Source organism: Psychrobacillus sp. NPDC096426 (assembly GCF_044762745.1).
GTDB lineage: Bacteria > Bacillota > Bacilli > Bacillales_A > Planococcaceae > Psychrobacillus.
Map to the genome: position 1 here is coordinate 1 of NZ_JBIWEX010000029.1, position 16,535 is coordinate 16,535.

At 39.1% G+C, this 16,535-nt stretch carries 15 protein-coding genes; all 15 read right to left on the reverse strand.

Features of this window, described 5'->3' with window-relative positions; all coding sequences use genetic code 11:
* Positions 1-422: 422 nt before the first annotated feature.
* Entirely contained in the window at positions 423-1,913 is a 1,491-nt protein-coding gene (gene lysS / locus ACIQYS_RS19270) for a lysine--tRNA ligase (RefSeq protein WP_402983631.1), read from the reverse strand.
* Between the two features lie 186 nt (positions 1,914-2,099).
* The gene (gene dusB / locus ACIQYS_RS19275; RefSeq protein WP_402983634.1) at positions 2,100-3,125 is read right to left on the reverse strand and encodes a tRNA dihydrouridine synthase DusB; all 1,026 of its coding nucleotides are present in this window, start codon (positions 3,123-3,125) and stop codon (positions 2,100-2,102) included.
* Positions 3,126-3,160: 35 nt separating this feature from the next.
* Entirely contained in the window at positions 3,161-3,673 is a 513-nt protein-coding gene (folK, locus tag ACIQYS_RS19280) for a 2-amino-4-hydroxy-6-hydroxymethyldihydropteridine diphosphokinase (protein WP_402983637.1), read from the reverse strand.
* A complete protein-coding gene (folB, locus tag ACIQYS_RS19285) occupies positions 3,670-4,035 on the reverse strand; it encodes a dihydroneopterin aldolase (RefSeq protein ID WP_402983640.1) in 366 nt (121 codons plus the stop codon). Before folB ends, folK begins: the two co-directional genes overlap by 4 nt.
* 5 nt (positions 4,036-4,040) lie before the next feature.
* Positions 4,041-4,898, reverse strand: coding sequence for a dihydropteroate synthase (gene folP / locus ACIQYS_RS19290; protein ID WP_402983643.1), 858 nt, complete (start codon positions 4,896-4,898; stop codon positions 4,041-4,043).
* Positions 4,895-5,731 (reverse strand): aminodeoxychorismate lyase, encoded by an 837-nt coding sequence (pabC, locus tag ACIQYS_RS19295; RefSeq protein ID WP_402983645.1) that lies wholly within the window; start codon positions 5,729-5,731, stop codon positions 4,895-4,897. Before pabC ends, folP begins: the two co-directional genes overlap by 4 nt.
* The gene (gene pabA / locus ACIQYS_RS19300) at positions 5,732-6,322 is read right to left on the reverse strand and encodes an aminodeoxychorismate/anthranilate synthase component II (RefSeq protein ID WP_402983648.1); all 591 of its coding nucleotides are present in this window, start codon (positions 6,320-6,322) and stop codon (positions 5,732-5,734) included. It lies immediately after the preceding gene.
* Positions 6,319-7,731 carry an anthranilate synthase component I family protein gene (locus ACIQYS_RS19305; protein WP_402983650.1) on the reverse strand — a complete coding sequence of 471 codons (1,413 nt, stop codon included), beginning with the start codon at positions 7,729-7,731 and terminating at the stop codon, positions 6,319-6,321. The genes pabA and ACIQYS_RS19305 overlap by 4 nt, the downstream gene beginning before the upstream one ends.
* Positions 7,732-7,841: 110 nt before the next feature.
* Positions 7,842-8,765 carry a cysteine synthase A gene (gene cysK / locus ACIQYS_RS19310; protein ID WP_402983653.1) on the reverse strand — a complete coding sequence of 308 codons (924 nt, stop codon included), beginning with the start codon at positions 8,763-8,765 and terminating at the stop codon, positions 7,842-7,844.
* A 239-nt stretch (positions 8,766-9,004) separates the two neighbouring features.
* On the reverse strand, positions 9,005-9,934 hold the full coding sequence (locus tag ACIQYS_RS19315; RefSeq protein ID WP_402983656.1) for a peptidyl-prolyl cis-trans isomerase: 930 nt from the start codon (positions 9,932-9,934) through the stop codon (positions 9,005-9,007).
* On the reverse strand, positions 9,918-10,799 hold the full coding sequence (gene hslO / locus ACIQYS_RS19320; RefSeq protein ID WP_402983659.1) for an Hsp33 family molecular chaperone HslO: 882 nt from the start codon (positions 10,797-10,799) through the stop codon (positions 9,918-9,920). Before hslO ends, ACIQYS_RS19315 begins: the two co-directional genes overlap by 17 nt.
* Positions 10,800-11,582 (reverse strand): type III pantothenate kinase, encoded by a 783-nt coding sequence (locus ACIQYS_RS19325; protein ID WP_402983662.1) that lies wholly within the window; start codon positions 11,580-11,582, stop codon positions 10,800-10,802.
* Between the two features lie 815 nt (positions 11,583-12,397).
* The gene (gene ftsH, locus ACIQYS_RS19330) at positions 12,398-14,398 is read right to left on the reverse strand and encodes an ATP-dependent zinc metalloprotease FtsH (RefSeq protein ID WP_402983665.1); all 2,001 of its coding nucleotides are present in this window, start codon (positions 14,396-14,398) and stop codon (positions 12,398-12,400) included.
* A 98-nt stretch (positions 14,399-14,496) separates the two neighbouring features.
* Complete coding sequence (gene hpt, locus ACIQYS_RS19335; protein ID WP_402983668.1) at positions 14,497-15,039, reverse strand: hypoxanthine phosphoribosyltransferase; 543 nt, start codon at positions 15,037-15,039, stop codon at positions 14,497-14,499.
* A 19-nt stretch (positions 15,040-15,058) separates the two neighbouring features.
* Complete coding sequence (gene tilS / locus ACIQYS_RS19340; RefSeq protein ID WP_402983671.1) at positions 15,059-16,444, reverse strand: tRNA lysidine(34) synthetase TilS; 1,386 nt, start codon at positions 16,442-16,444, stop codon at positions 15,059-15,061.
* Positions 16,445-16,535 lie beyond the last annotated feature (91 nt).

Here is a 16,535-nt window from a genome sequence, read left to right on the forward strand (position 1 = left end):
CCAGGATCAAACTCTCCATAATAGAGAACTTAAAAAGCTCATTTTGTTTTGCTGGCATCATCATTAAATGATGTCAAAATTGTTTTGCTATCAGATTAACTGAAGTTAATCTATCAAGCTATATGTCTTAACGTTTTGCATGTTCAGTTTTCAATGTTCATGTTGTCGTCTTGTTTTAGCGACATTTAATATCTTAACATTTTTGTTTTTCTTTGTCAACAACTTTTTTCAACTTATTTTTCAAGTGAAATCAGTAGTGAAAATGACAACTTGATAACTATACCACCTTGGATTTGTTTTGACAAGTACTTTTCGAAATAAAATTCAAATCATTTTCTATTACTCTCTGAGACACTATATATAGAAGAACAAAAAGGAGATGCTACTATATAGTAGCATCTCCTTTTCAACATCATTATTAATTAATCTCTGTGTCGCATTGTTGGGAATAACAATACATCCCGGATAGAAGCTGAATTCGTTAAAAGCATTACTAAACGGTCAATCCCTATTCCTAGTCCACCCGTTGGAGGCATACCGTATTCTAACGCTTCTAAGAAATCTTCATCCATTTCATGCGCTTCATCATTACCCGCTTCTTTTTCTACTAACTGCGCTTCGAAACGTTGGCGTTGATCAATTGGATCATTTAACTCTGTAAATGCGTTTGCATGTTCACGACGCACGATAAACAATTCAAAACGATCTGTGAAACGACCATCTTCAGGATTTTTCTTCGCAAGTGGTGACACTTCTACTGGATGTCCGTAAATGAAGGTTGGTTGAACTAACGTTTCTTCTACTTTTTGTTCGAAGAATTCATTTAATACATGACCTACTTCCATAGATGGTTTCACTTCTACTCCGTGTTCTTTCGCTAATGCGTGCGCTTCTTCTTTCGTCATCTCATTCCAGAAGTCCGCTCCTGTAGTTTCTTTTACTGCATCTGCCATATGCCAGCGTCTCCAGCCTGGCGCAAGATTAATCTCATCGTCACCATACATGATCGTTGTAGAACCTAATACTTCTTGTGCAACATGTGACACTAAGTTTTCCGTTAAGTTCATGATATCTTGATAATCTGCGTACGCTTCATATAACTCAATCATCGTAAATTCCGGATTATGACGTGTTGAAACGCCTTCGTTACGGAATACACGCCCTATTTCGTATACCTTTTCCAGTCCACCTACGATCAGGCGTTTTAAATGTAATTCTATCGCAATGCGCATATATAGTTCCATATCAAGTGCATTGTGATGAGTAATGAATGGACGTGCTGCCGCTCCACCAGCAACAGAATGCAATAACGGCGTTTCCACTTCTAGGTAGCCTTGTCCATCAAGGTAACGACGCATTGATTGAATGATACGACTTCTAGTGATAAACGTTGTTTTGCTTTCGTCGCTTGTCATTAAATCTAAGTAACGTTGACGGTAGCGTTGTTCGACGTCTTTAAGCCCGTGGAATTTCTCCGGCATTGGACGTAGTGATTTAGTTAAAAATGTGAATTCCACCGCTTTAACAGATAACTCTCCTACTTGTGTACGGAACACATTTCCTCGTACTCCTACAATATCCCCTAAATCGGCTGAGTTAAATAATTCATATGCATCTTCACCAATTGCATCTTTACGCACATAAATTTGAATTTGACCGCCAAAGTCTTGGATATGAGCAAATCCTGCTTTCCCTTTTCCACGCTTCGTCATAATACGTCCAGCTATAACTACTTCATGTGTTGTTTCTTCTAATTGTTCCTTTGTAAACTCTTCAAATTCAGCGATCACTTGATTACTTAAGTGTGTACGCTCAAATTTCCCACCAAAAGGATCTAATCCTTTCTCTTGTATTGCAGTCATCTTTTGTCTTCTCACCAAAAGTTGATCATTTAATTCTTCTACATTAGACATGTCGGTCACTCCTCCACTACTTACTATCCGCAAGTATCTTTTATAACATTGAACTTATTGTACACAATTTCTGTGCTCTGTTCATCTTTTTCCTTCATCGTTCGATATTTTCCATTATTCAGATTACCTAGTGGAACTTAAAAGAGCCGTCACTAAACGTGACAGCCCTTCTTATTACTTTTGCTACTAAGCAAGAATTAAATCGACAGCGCTATCTTCTTTCAAAGCTTCTTCTGCAAAATAACGCAAGTAATCCTTTAGCTCTTGTGCGGTTTCCGTTTGGTTAACCACATTTCTTGCTGTCCCATTTCCACGAATACCTTTTAAATACCAAGCAGCATGTTTGCGCATTTCTCTTACCGCTATCCCTTCCCCTTTTAAGGCAGTTAAACGATCAAAGTGCAATAAACAAACATCAATCTTCTCTTGAACAGTTGGTTCTGGCTTTAATTCACCAGTCTCTAAATATTCGACTGTACGGTAAATCATCCAAGGGTCTCCTAGAGCTGCACGTCCAATCATCACAGCGTCAACACCTGTTTCGTCTAGCATCCGTTTTGCATCTTGAGGAGTATTTACATCCCCGTTTCCGATAACAGGAATATTCACTGATTCTTTCACTTGGCGAATCAAATCCCAATTTGCATGTCCTTCATACATTTGTAAACGAGTACGACCATGTACTGCAACCGCCGCTCCACCAGCACGTTCTACCGCTCGAGCGTTGTCCACTACATAAATATGATCATCATCCCAACCTGTACGCATTTTCACACTTACTGGTTTTTTCACATTGTCTACTACTGCAGAAACCATCTCGTAAATCTTTTCTGGGTCTAGAAGCCATCTAGCCCCTGCTTCACATTTAATAATTTTATTTACCGGGCATCCCATATTAATATCAATGATATCCGCAGACGTATGTTGATCCACGTATTTCGCAGCTGCTACAAGCGTTTCTTTCTCTCCTCCAAAAATTTGAAGTGATAGTGGATTTTCACGCTCATCGATATAAAGCATACTTAATGTTTTCTCGTTTTTTAAAACAATCCCTTTATCGCTAATCATCTCAGCATAAACTAGTCCTGCTCCAAACTCCTTTACCGTCAAACGAAAAGCCGAGTTACAAATACCAGCCATCGGGGCAAGTACGACTCGGTTATCCATCACGAAATCACCAATTTGAAATGGTTTTGTTGATGCATTTGCCATAACATTCACCTTCCTCCTATTTATCTATTCGTATATCAAAAACGCATGAATGCGTCTACTCCATTGGAGGGTCGCCATAAATGGACACCTTCTTTTAGGGTATGGGCAAGCTCTATGAAAGAACGATTTGTCCTAGGTTCTCTTAAATCTGAGTTTATTTCAACTAATGGTATGAGGACGAAGCCTCTTTCGGACATCCTTGGATGCGGAATAATGAGGTTCTCCGTTTCCACAACCTCTTCATTATACAACAAAATGTCAAGGTCTACCGTGCGGGGGCCCCAATGTATTTCTCTTGTACGCCCAAGTTCCGCCTCAATTTCGTTACACTTTTTAAGTAATTCAAGCGGGGTCATTGAAGTCTCGAGCTCCACTACTATATTTAAAAACGCATCCTGATCTACATATCCGACCGGGTCCGTTTCATATACCGAAGATACTTGGGACACTTTTACACCTTTCACACCCTGTAATGATCGTACTGCCTGTTGAAGGAATAGTAGGCGATCCCCAATATTTGACCCTAATGAAAGATACACTCTATTCATAGTGAACCTCTCGTAATATCAACTGCAACAGAAGCATAATGTCCCGCAATTGGCGGATTAGGCTTCACTAACTGAACACGGCAACCGCTAACTTTCGCTTGATAGTTCTCTAAAATATGCGAAGCAATTTTTTCGGCAACTGCCTCTATCAATAAATATGGTTTGCCCTCTACAATTTCCTTGCATAACTCAAAAACTTCCGCATAATTTACTGTCTCTTCTAAATTATCGGTTTCGCCCGCTTTTTTTAGATCACAAGCTAGCGTAATCGTTACTCGAAAAATTTGACCAAGTTTTGTTTCTTCCGGCAAGGCACCATGATACCCGTAAAACTCTAAATCATTTAAATGAATGTAATCCACTACAGTTAATCCTCCCTTTCCTCGTATATCTGTTTTCCTGTCAGCACATCCATCATTTTCGTCATGCGCGCAATTTCCTTCACATCGTGCACACGTACCATATGGCAACCGAGCTGCAAACCATAACAAACGGTTGCACCTGTCCCTTCCATTCGTTCTCCCACGGGGAGATTCAACACGTTGCCGATTAAACGTTTACGAGATGTTGCAAGTAATACAGGATACCCCATATCGACTAAGTCACCTAAATGTTGCATCATCCAAATATTTTGTTCGGTCGTTTTTCCGAAGCCTATACCTGGGTCTAACCAAATATGTTCGTCGGGAACTCCAGCAGTTTTTACTATTTGGATGCATTCTTCTAAGTCTTGCTTAGCTTCTGACCAGAAATCGCTATATTCTTCGTTATCTCGGTTATGCATTAAAATAATCGGAACACCTAGTTCTGCAGCTACTTGTGCGACTTTCGGATCTTTTTTGGCACCCCAAATATCATTAATTACATGTGCACCTGCAAGAACTGCAGCATGAGCTACTGCTGATTTATACGTATCGATGGATATAACCGCATCCACTTCCGCTCGAATTGCTTGGATAACTGGAACAACTCGTGCGATTTCCTCTTCGTCTGAAATGACTGTATGTCCTGGCCTAGTTGATTCGCCGCCCACATCAATGATTTTCGCTCCATCTGCGACCATTTGCTTCGCACGAGCAACAGCTGTTTCTATTTCATTAAACTTCCCACCATCTGAAAAAGAATCAGGGGTGACGTTCAAGATCCCCATGACAATCGTTTCTTTTTTAAAATCTAATGTAACTCCTCCAGCCTCAAAGACTCCGGAATGATAATGTAAGTTCATCTTATTGTCCTTTCCTCCTGCACACACTTTACATACGCATTATGTACCATCGTATATACAGATCCGTTATTTCCTAAAAATGGTTTACCATCTATCTCTTTAATAGGGACAATTTCTTGTACCGAATTTGTTATAAATACCTCATCCGCCGTTTCAAGTAGCTCTTTCGTAAATAAGCCTTCTTCCACTTGGAACTTATGTATTATCCATTCCCGTGTTATCCCAGGAAGTATCCCAGTTGCAAGTGACGGTGTATAAATTTTTCCGTCTTTCGCCCAAAATACGTTGGATGTAATTCCTTCTGCAACAAACCCGTCGGCTGTTAGAAAAACTCCCTCATACATCGCCATTGATTCTACTTCAAACCTTGCTTGTATATTATTTGCGAAATGGTGGGATTTATGACGATCTGCACTTTCTGGAGTATTTCGAGCTGTTTTCAACCATACGGCTGCTTTTTCCGTCCCCCTAGGTGCAAAATGCAAAGCTTTGCGGAATAAAATCACGGTAGGTTTTTCGTAATGAGACGGCTGAAGTCCAATATCGTGTATACCAGCAGAGATATTTAATCGGAAATAGCCGTCTTCCCCGTCGTTTTCTTTTGTTAATACTTTGATAGCAGCTAAAATAGTCTCTTTATCATATGGCATTGCCATACGAAAATCAGCCAAAGCGTGAGAAAGACGCTTCCAATGCTCATCGAATAAAAACACTTGGCCATCATACGTGCGAAACGTTTCAAAAAAACCAAGTCCATATAAAAAGCCATGATCATAAGCAGAAACTGTCAATTCTTCCGAGCGATATAACTTACCATTCTTCCAGGCATCCATTTATATACACTCCTTAGCAGCAATGCTATATTTTTCGATGAAATTTCGGATGAGTTTTTTCCCTTCTTCCGTCATAATGGATTCTGGATGGTACTGCACCCCTTCAATCGCAAATTCTTTATGGCGCAATCCCATAATTTCTCCTTCTTCCGTCCAAGAAGTTACTTCCAGACAATCCGGCAGCGACTCTTTTTCTACTAGTAGAGAATGGTATCTTGTCGCATGAAAAGGGTTCGGCATCTGTTCGTTTGCTCCTTTTCCATCGTGAAAAACAGGAGAAATTTTCCCGTGCATCAACTTTTTAGCACGAATAACTTTTCCACCAAAAGCTTGTCCGATCGATTGATGTCCTAAACAAACACCGAAGATGGGAATTCTCCCGGCAAAATGCGTAATTACGTCTAGGCTTATACCCGCTTCGTTTGGCGTACAAGGTCCAGGAGACACAACAATAACTTGAGGGGCTAACTGTTCAATTGTATCTAGCGTCACAGCATCATTCCGAAAAACTTTTACTTCTACTCCTATTTCACCAATATATTGAACGAGATTATATGTAAAAGAATCGTAGTTATCAATCATTAAAATCATCTGATTTCCCCCTCTGCCATTGCCTTCGCTTGCCAAACCGCTTTTGCTTTGTTTAACGACTCTCTATATTCTGCGCTCGGAATCGAATCAATAACAATACCGGCACCAGCTTGAATATGTGCCATCCCCTCTTGAATAAATGCAGTGCGGATAACAATATTTAGCTCTAAATCTCCTGAAAATCCTAACCAGCCAATAGATCCTGTATATAATCCTCTACGAACCGGTTCAAGCTCTTCGATAATTTCCATTGTCCGAATTTTAGGTGCCCCTGTAATCGTTCCACCCGGGAACATTGCGCGAATAATTTCTGCATTCGACGTACCTGAGCGCAGCATTCCTTTTACATTCGAAACGATATGCATAACATGCGAGTATCGTTCAATAACCATGAATTCGTCCACTTCGACCGTTCCATATGCAGAAACTCTTCCCAAATCATTTCTCTCTAAGTCTACAAGCATTACATGCTCTGCCCGTTCTTTTTCATTTTCTATTAGTTCATTTGCTAAACTGATATCCTCCGCATCACTTTTACCACGTGGTCTTGTCCCTGCAATCGGACGAGTGGATAATTCTATATCTTTTTTCTTCACTAATAACTCTGGCGATCCAGATACAACGGCAAATTCCGGTGAATGAATAAATGCCATATAGGGAGATGGATTAAAGGCACGTAATGATTCGTACATAACAATCGGTTCGGCCTTCAACTGTTTTGACTGCCGGACGGATAAATTTACTTGAAAAACATCCCCTTGCGCGATATATTGCTGTGCTTTTCTAACAGCATCTTCAAATTCAGAGGAACTGACAGATACATGTAATTCTGAATGGTCTTCCGCTACTTCCACTGCTGATTCGGATTGAAAAATACTTGATGCAAGACCCGTTTCCGCAGCCAATCTATACTGTTCTTCTAATTTCACCAAATCTACGTTACTCGTAGATAATTTCATAAGTGTAATGACTTCCGTTTCCACGTCTAATACTGCCCAAACATCAAACAAGTAAAAATATAAATCTGGAACATGTAGATCATCTACCGCTATTGTTGGTAATACTTCTATTTTCCTTGCATAATCATAGCTAATAAAACCAGTAGCCCCGCCTTGGAAATCTGGTAAGTCTTCTCGAAATGGAAGTTTGTACGAAGCAACTAGTTTTTCTAACTCCTCCAACGCCTCTCCTTGGCGATCTTCCACCTTTCCATCTCGCCATTCGATGTGTAGTCCAGTTTCGTTAGATTTAGTTATAGCAAAAGGATTCCAGGCAGCAACAGACAAATGACCTCCTCGCCCACTTTCGAAAAATAAGTGATGAGATTCCTCTTTTGTTATTTCTTTATATGCATAAAAAAACGCTTCTTTTGATAGTTGAAATGCATGCGTTTGAAGTTGTAAATCCACTTTTTCAAATCCCCCTAAAAACGGTTTGCTTTCATCTTAACTTGAAAGCACTCCTTTTCGCCACAAAAAAAGAGAGCGAGCAATAATTGCCTCCTCTCCACTTTCATTTATTAATCTTCGAATTGGTATAACGGTGTACTTAAATAGCGCTCTCCGTTATCAGGAATAATTGCAACTACTTTTTTCCCTTTACCAAGTTGTTTTGCGAGTTGAAGCGCCGCATAAATAGCTGCTCCTGCAGAAACTCCACCTAAAATTCCTTCCGATTTTGCGACCGCGCGGGATGTTTCGTATGCGTCCTCATTCGATACTTGAGTAATGGAATCATATAATTCCGTATCCAATACTTTCGGAATAAAACCAGCACCGATTCCTTGGATTTTATGTGGACCTGGTTTACCACCAGATAAAACGTTTGAATCTTTTGGTTCCACTGCAACTAATTGAATATCCGGGAACTTTTCTTTTAATACGCCACCAGCACCAGTAATCGTTCCACCAGTACCAATTCCTGATACAAATCCGTGTAATTCATCGAATGCTTCTGCAATTTCCGGACCAGTAGTTAGACGGTGAATTTCTGGATTTGCCGCGTTATTAAATTGTTGTGGCATAAACCATCCATTTTCTTTTTCTAGTTCTTCCGCTTTCGCAATTGCACCTTTCATACCATCTGCTCCAGGTGTTAATACTAACTCGGCACCATACGCTCGAAGTAGGTTTCTTCGTTCTAAGCTCATTGTGTCCGGCATTACTAATACGGCATTATATCCTTTTGCTGCAGCGATCATCGATAGTCCTATTCCTGTGTTACCACTAGTCGGTTCAATGATTGTGCTACCTTCTTTTAACTTACCTTCTTTTTCAGCCGCTTCAATCATCGCAAATGCAATACGGTCTTTTACACTACTACCGGGATTGAAGTATTCAAGTTTTACGTAAACTTCTGCATCTTCCGGGTTCGTTACTCTGTTTAATTTTACGATCGGTGTTTTTCCAATTAAATCTAATACGGATTGTGCTAACTTCGTCATAGTTCCACTCCTAATCCCTACTTAGTTAATAGGTTTTATTTTCTTTATCATACCAATGATAGAGAAGCATTGTCAATAATACTTCTAAAATAAATAACGAGAAATCTAGCAGTTACCGTTAAGCGATACCTGTAGTCCACTAAATTGTTTTCCGAAGCTTTCGCAGGAGTCAGCGGACGCTCTCCAAACAACAAAAGAATCGATAATAAGTAAAAAAGCACACCCTTTAGAGTATGCTTTTATTTTTCACTATAAAACCAATCCGCGTTAAATTCTTCCCAGAACGCTTCTTGTGTAACTGATTGCGACAACTGATCTAGTGCAAGTTCTCTACGAATATGATCTTCTACATCAGAAAACGAAAAAGATTGCCCCTTGAATATACTATTCACTTGAGCAACTGCAAAACGACCATCCGATAAAGAAATAACATCGCTCCATTTACCTGCATCTATTTTCGGTAAAGCTTTCCATAACGCTTCATCTACAGTTTCTGTACCTTCCACAACATATCCAATATCTCCACCTAAACTTGCGGAACTTATATCAGAGGATCGTTCTCTTGCTAGCCCTTCAAACGAGGAACCACTCTCAAGTTCCTTTACTACTTCTTTCGCTTCAGCTTCTGTTGAACTATAAATAACACTTGTACGATAAGAAGTTGGTATGTTATATAAACTTTTATTATTCTCATAAAATGCTTTAATGTCAGCATCTTGGATAACAATATCTTTTGCTAATACTTTTTCTAAAATTAATCGAGCACGAACTTTTTTACGCATCACTTCTTCATCGAATGATTGATATGATGTATCCACTCCTTCTTGTGTGGACCGGATAAGTGCAAGCTCCAAATCTATTTCTGCATCACTTACTTTGATATTGTTTTTCTCTGCTGCAGCTTCCATTACCGCTGCATTTACCATGTCTAGCAAAACTTCTTTTCCATACATCGACTCCATCGAAGCCATCCATTGTTTTTTCGTAATAACCCTACCATCAACTGAAGCAACTTCCTCTTCCGTTTCACTAGTTTTTTCATTCGGTATTAACCAAGCAATAAACCATAGTAAATTACCTAGTAAAAGGATGCCTAGCATAAGAAGTACTGGTTTCGTTTTTAAACGTCGTTTTGGTTGAGAATCTTCGTTATTACGCGTTGATTTCATCGATAAACGACTCCAATTCGTCTACTGAGTAGTTGTATTTTTCCATACAGAAATGACAGTGTGCTTCTGCGCCTCCATCCTCTGCAATCATTTCACGAATTTCACTTTCACCTAAACTGATAATTGCACTTCCAAATCTTTCTTTGGAGCAATTGCACTCAAATGCAACTGGCATTGTACTTAAAATTTGTACATTTTCTTTCCCTAAAATTTCAAATAGCAATTCCTCTGGAGTTAATCCTTTTTCGATTAACTTAGAAACTGGTTCCATTTTATTTAAATGCTCTTCGATAATTGTAATTGTTTCATCGTCCGTACCTGGCATCAATTGAATAATGAATCCACCTGCAGCTAAAATTGTGTTATCTGGATTAACTAAAACGCCAAGTCCGACAGACGAAGGGACTTGTTCTGATACAGCAAAATAATACGTAAAATCTTCTGCAATTTCACCAGAAGTAATCGGTACTTGCCCTGTAAAGAAATCTCTCATTCCTAGGTCTTTTACTGTTGTAAGTGTTCCTTCCGTCCCTACTGCACGACGAACATCTAATTTTCCTTTTTCATTTAAGTCAAAATGAGTTTGCGGGTTTGTAACATATCCACGTACTTCCCCTTTTGCATTACTATCAATTACCATCGGACCAATAGGACCATTTCCTTCTACTTTGACTGTAAGCTTGTCTTCTCCTTTTAACATTGCCCCCATCATTACAGTAGCAGTCATCGATCTTCCGAGTGCAGCTGATGCTGTTGGCCATGTCCCATGACGACGTTGTGCTTCTCCAACTGTATCTGTTGTTCGAACAGCAAATGCACGAACACTTCCTTCAAAAGCTAATGCCCTTACTAAATAATCATTCATTTATTTCATACCTCTTTCATCTATATTTCGTTGATATATTAAATATAATCCTTTTAACGTTAAAAAAGGATCAATAACGTCCATTACGGTTGTTTCTTCACCGATCAAGGAAGCCATGCCCCCTGTCGCAATTACTTTCGGGTTTTTCTTCGAGACTTTTTTCATACGGTTCACGATGCCTTCGACTTGCCCTACATAACCATATACAATACCTGCTTGCATAGCCGATACAGTATTTTTGCCAATAATATGTTCTGGTCTCGTTAGTTCGATTCGAGGAAGTTTACTCGCTTTCGTAAATAATGCCTCTGTTGATATACCGATACCCGGAGCAATAGCACCACCCATATAGTCTCCTTTTTCGTTGACATAACAATAGGTTGTTGCAGTTCCAAAATCTACAATAATAAGTGGAGCACCGTATTCGTGGATAGCAGCAACCGCATTTACAATCCGATCTGCTCCAACTTCACGAGGGTTTTCATATTTAATATTTAAGCCGGTTTTAACACCGGGACCTACTATTAATGGTTTTATACCAAAGTATTTTTTGCACATCGCTTCTAAAGAAAACATGATAGGAGGTACTACTGAAGAAATAATAATTCCTTCTATTTGCTCAAAAGCAATATTTGCATGTGAAAATAATGCTTTCACTTGCATTCCATATTCGTCCTCTGTTTTCAGGCGATCTGTTTCCATCCGCCAATGATGGATTAACGTATCGTTTTCATATACCCCTAAAACGATGTTCGTATTCCCTGTATCTAACACAAGTATCATCTAGCTTGTCCTCACTTCTCGTAAGTTTTCCAAAACATCATACCATATATAGGGGCACGAACAAAAGCACAGTAGCTTGTCCCTCCCCCGACAAACAACTTGGAATGCTGAATGTAATGTTGCGCAATCTAGAGATAATGCGTCTTAAAGAATTTACCGCTAGGATTTCCGCTGCAGGCGGACGATTTCCGCTTCAATCAACAGAACTTGCTGATTAATCAATAACTAAATCGAATAAAGTACTACGTTTATCAACATCCTCCTAGCCATGACTGAGTTAAAATCATCCTATACACATTATATAATTAAGCACAACATCAAGAGCATATACGTAAAATTAATCTTTGTAATCGCATCATTAAGACAGAATTGCTATATATAGCATCTCCGCTAGACTTGTTTGTCGTGTTCAGCGTCCTGTTTGTCACTTTCGAGATGTGTTTTGTCGTATTCGGAAGGTAGTTTGTCGCGTTCACAGCATGTTATGTCACGTTAAACCATTTATTGGATTTTATTTTCAAGAAATACTACATAAGATTAAATTTAACAGTAATTCTAACTAGCTAGCAATTTAAGTGGATTGAAGCGAACAGGCGGCGACTCCTGCGGGATGAGTGAGACAGATGAAACTTCACAGCGCACGCGTAGCGTCGGTAAAGGTTCATCGCTCACCCTGCGGAAAGCGTCCGCCCTGCAGCGGAAATCCGAGCGGAAACTTCCTTATGATGCATTATCTCTAAATTTAAGTTCCTAGGGTAATAAAAAAAGCTGATTGCCTCGCACATATGCGATAGACAATCAGCTTTTACATTCTATTAATCTCTTCGTTCTTCTTGAATGCCGTTTTCCGGTAAGCTTGCAGTACCTTCTTCTTTTGGTAAGTCACCAGTAGATGGATCTGCAGGAGCCCCTACCGCGTCAGCTGTTTCTTCTTTTTCAAGATTCACTTCCGCTTCCTGATTCGACTTTTCATATGGTCTTTCCGGAAGAGTGCCATGTTCTTCTAAATGCTTGATTTGCGCAGCATCTAACGTTTCCACTTCTAATAACGTATTCGCAATTAAATTTAATAATTCGCGTCTTTCCGTTAAAATTTGTTTTGTACGTTCATATTGCTCTTTAATCATTGTTTGCATTTCATGGTCAATTTCATAAGCAATGGCATCGGAATAGTTTTGCTCTGAATTGAAGTCACGTCCAAGGAAGACGTTACCTCCTTGCGCTTGACCAAATTGCATAGGACCGAGTTTGTCACTCATACCATATTCGGTAACCATACTTCTAACAATACCCGTTGCACGTTGGAAGTCATTATGTGCGCCAGTGGATACTTCACCGAATGTAATATCTTCTGCTACACGACCACCAAGTAACCCCGCTACTTTATCTAGTAATTCTGGTTTTGTCATGAAGTATCGATCCTCTTTTGGAAGCATTACTGCATATCCACCCGCTTGGCCACGAGGAACAATTGTTACTTTATGAACGATTTCCGCATCATCTAGTGTCAATCCAATAACTACGTGTCCCGCTTCATGGAATGCAACAATATTACGCTCTTTCGCAGAAATAACTTTACCTGATTTAGCAGGACCTGCAATTACACGGTCTGTTGCTTCATCAATGTCACTCATATCTACTTTTTTCTTATTACGTCTAGCAGCAACAAGTGCAGCCTCGTTTAATAAGTTTTCTAAATCCGCACCAGAGAAGCCTGGCGTACGTTGTGCAATCGCTTTTAAATCTACTGAATCATCCAGTGGTTTATTACGAGCATGTACTTTAAGTACCGCTTCACGCCCTTTAACATCTGGACGACCTACTGTAATTTGACGGTCAAAACGACCTGGACGAAGAAGTGCTGGGTCTAAAATATCTGGTCTGTTCGTTGCAGCGATAATAATAATACCTTCGTTTGCACCGAAACCATCCATTTCAACTAGCAATTGGTTAAGTGTTTGTTCACGCTCATCGTGCCCACCACCAAGACCAGCTCCACGTTGACGACCTACCGCATCAATTTCATCGATAAAGATAATACATGGTGCATTTTTCTTCGCGTTTTCAAATAAGTCACGTACTCGGGAAGCCCCGACACCGACAAACATCTCTACGAAATCCGATCCACTAATAGAGAAAAACGGTACGCCAGCTTCCCCTGCAACAGCACGAGCAAGCAATGTTTTACCAGTACCCGGAGGACCTACTAACAAAATTCCCTTCGGAATACGCGCTCCGATTTCTACAAACTTACGTGGATCTTTTAAGAAATCAACTACTTCTACTAGTTCAGCTTTTTCTTCATCTGCACCAGCAACATCTGTAAACCTTACTTTTTTCTTTTCATTATCATATAATTTTGCCTTACTCTTACCGAAGTTCATCACACGGTTACCACCGCCTTGTGATTGGCTTAGTAAGAAGAAGAATAAAATAATGATGATTAGAAACGGTAACAATCCAGTGAAAAATTGAACCCAGCCACTCGTTTTCGGAGCTGCTATGACTTCAACTTGAACTGCATTTGCTTCCGCTAATGATAAAACTTTCGTTTGTGCTTCTTGAAAGTCATGTGGGAGCTTTGTTAAGAAAGTTTCCCCTTCTTTATAACCCTTCATCTTACCTTCAACAAAGTAGACTCCTTGTTCAGGCTGCATACTAAAGCTTGTCACTTCTCCATTTTTAAGAGAAGTCATAAATTCGTCATAACGAATATTTTTAGTTGGTTGATTGCCCGAATTAAACGTTGCAAATATCCCAACAATTACAAAAAATATCAATAAGTATAATATAGCGTAGCGCAATGCTCGATTCATTCCCAGCCTCCTCACAAGGTAAACAGAAAAACTAATGATAATCTTATCACACGAATTTTTTAACGTACAATGAAAAGCCTTTTAGAGTAACATTTGAATTAAAAAGAATAAACTTCCTTCTTCAACACGCCAACGTATGGTAAATTACGGTATTTTTCTGCATAATCTAATCCATAACCAACAACAAATGCATCTGGAACTTCAAATCCGACATAATCTGCTTTAAGATCTACTTTTCTTCCAGTTGGTTTATCCAGTAATGTAACAAGCTTGATGGATTTTGCTTTACGATATTTGAATAAATCAACTAGATAACTTAAAGTCATTCCACTATCAATAATATCTTCAATGATTAATATATCGCGACCTTCTACACTAGTGTTCAAGTCTTTGATAATTTTCACTTCTCCTGAAGAGACGGTAGCGTTTCCATAACTGGAAACATCCATATAATCCATTTCAATATACGTGTCTACACGCTTCATCAAATCTGACATAAAAGGCATAGCCCCTTTTAAAATACCAATAGCTAGTGGGAACTTATCTTTGTATTCAGTTGTTAATGTTTCACCAAGTTCACGTACTTTTTCTTCAATTTGTTCTTCTGTTATTAAAACGTTAAGTATGTCTTTTTCTAACATATTAAGTCCCCCCTAATGATTAGTCTCGCTTTATGTATAAAACATAGTTTTGCGAGTGATATTGCTTTGAAAATTTTTCTCCATAACGAAGTCCAATTACTGCTATTATTTCTTTTTTTGATGTCACAAGTAGTGGCCACTCTAATCTTTCCTGTGCTGAAATTTTTTCATCTATAAATACTCTAGATACTTTTTTAGGAGAAATCATCCCTTTTATCTGGATCCGATCTCCTTCCTCTCTTTGACGTGTCAATAATGGGAGAGAATCGTTTTCCAGTTGGACAAACCACTTTTCACCAGCCATAGCATTGGTCAAGTTTCTCGATAAATAGATGGAATAACCAGCACCAATATGGATCCAACTATCCTCTTCTACGACATTCCTAGTAACGATAGGTTGTTGTTTGCCAGAGAAAAACTGAACTTTATTGTAATGACGTGCGAGGAAATAACCCTGAGGCAAATAAATAACAATATTGCCATCATCCTTAATGCAAGCAGCCAAAATGGAATCGATTAAGTGATCATTAAGAAGTATTTCGGAGTTGTTGTATAGATACTTTAATAGTAGTAGAATCACTCTTCTTTGTAAAGCGATGGGCACTTCCATAAAGCACTTTGTATCTAGAAAAAAAACGCCATCCTGATCAATTGTCACAAGCTGTTCATACTTTCTTTCCGCCATGTTTTGGAGAAAGTCCTCATCCTGCTTTTGTTTCTCCACAAATGTGCGAATACTGTCGCTAATATTGGGGTTTTCTTCTTTTAAAAGCGGAACAATGGTATGACGAATACGATTTCTAGTATATGTATGTTTATCATTGCTTGGATCATGTCTAAATGATAGCTCATTGGAATGAATAAACTCGAAAATCTCTTTTTTCGTTACACATAGAAATGGACGGATGATGTGCCCTTCCGCAAAAGGTCTTGATCTAGGAATTCCTGTGATCGTGGAGGAATTAGAACCTCTTGCTAATGACATAATTACAGATTCAATTTGATCATCAGCATGATGACCGAGCACTAACTTTTGATATTGGAAGTTTTTCATCGTTTTTTCGAAAAAGGAGTATCGTTCTTCTCGACATATTACTTGTACATTTCCACCTTCTGCAGCAACCCGTTTTGGTACTTCCAGTGTTGCTGCATAAAATGGAATATGTAAACTTGCCGCAACTTGCTCGACAAATTTACTATCTTCTGCTGATTCTGCTCCTCTTAACTGATGATCTGTATGTGCGATTCCTATTTCGACATGATATGTTTCTTTTAAAGTATTTAAAACATGAACCAAAGCTAGTGAGTCTGCTCCGCCAGAACAAGCAACAAGGAGACGATCGCCTGCTTTTATTAGTTGATGCTTGTCTATATATTCTTTTACTTTCCGAACGAATGAATGCATCTTCTCACCTTTTTTCTTGATTGTAAGAAAGTAATAAATTTTTACTTAGTGTTAAATTAGCGCCTTGTTTCCCATTTGGCAGACATAGGCG

Coding starts and splice junctions, on each gene's coding strand:
- pabA (WP_402983648.1), bottom strand. CDS start 6,322: ATGATTTTAATGATTGATAACTACGATTCTTTTACATATAATCTCGTT.
- ftsH (WP_402983665.1), bottom strand. CDS start 14,398: ATGAATCGAGCATTGCGCTACGCTATATTATACTTATTGATATTTTTT.
- pabC (WP_402983645.1), bottom strand. CDS start 5,731: ATGGATGCCTGGAAGAATGGTAAGTTATATCGCTCGGAAGAATTGACA.
- tilS (WP_402983671.1), bottom strand. CDS start 16,444: ATGCATTCATTCGTTCGGAAAGTAAAAGAATATATAGACAAGCATCAA.
- hslO (WP_402983659.1), bottom strand. CDS start 10,799: ATGAATGATTATTTAGTAAGGGCATTAGCTTTTGAAGGAAGTGTTCGT.
- cysK (WP_402983653.1), bottom strand. CDS start 8,765: ATGACGAAGTTAGCACAATCCGTATTAGATTTAATTGGAAAAACACCG.
- ACIQYS_RS19315 (WP_402983656.1), bottom strand. CDS start 9,934: ATGAAATCAACGCGTAATAACGAAGATTCTCAACCAAAACGACGTTTA.
- folK (WP_402983637.1), bottom strand. CDS start 3,673: ATGAATAGAGTGTATCTTTCATTAGGGTCAAATATTGGGGATCGCCTA.
- folP (WP_402983643.1), bottom strand. CDS start 4,898: ATGAACTTACATTATCATTCCGGAGTCTTTGAGGCTGGAGGAGTTACA.
- dusB (WP_402983634.1), bottom strand. CDS start 3,125: ATGGCAAATGCATCAACAAAACCATTTCAAATTGGTGATTTCGTGATG.
- lysS (WP_402983631.1), bottom strand. CDS start 1,913: ATGTCTAATGTAGAAGAATTAAATGATCAACTTTTGGTGAGAAGACAA.
- hpt (WP_402983668.1), bottom strand. CDS start 15,039: ATGTTAGAAAAAGACATACTTAACGTTTTAATAACAGAAGAACAAATT.
- ACIQYS_RS19325 (WP_402983662.1), bottom strand. CDS start 11,582: ATGATACTTGTGTTAGATACAGGGAATACGAACATCGTTTTAGGGGTA.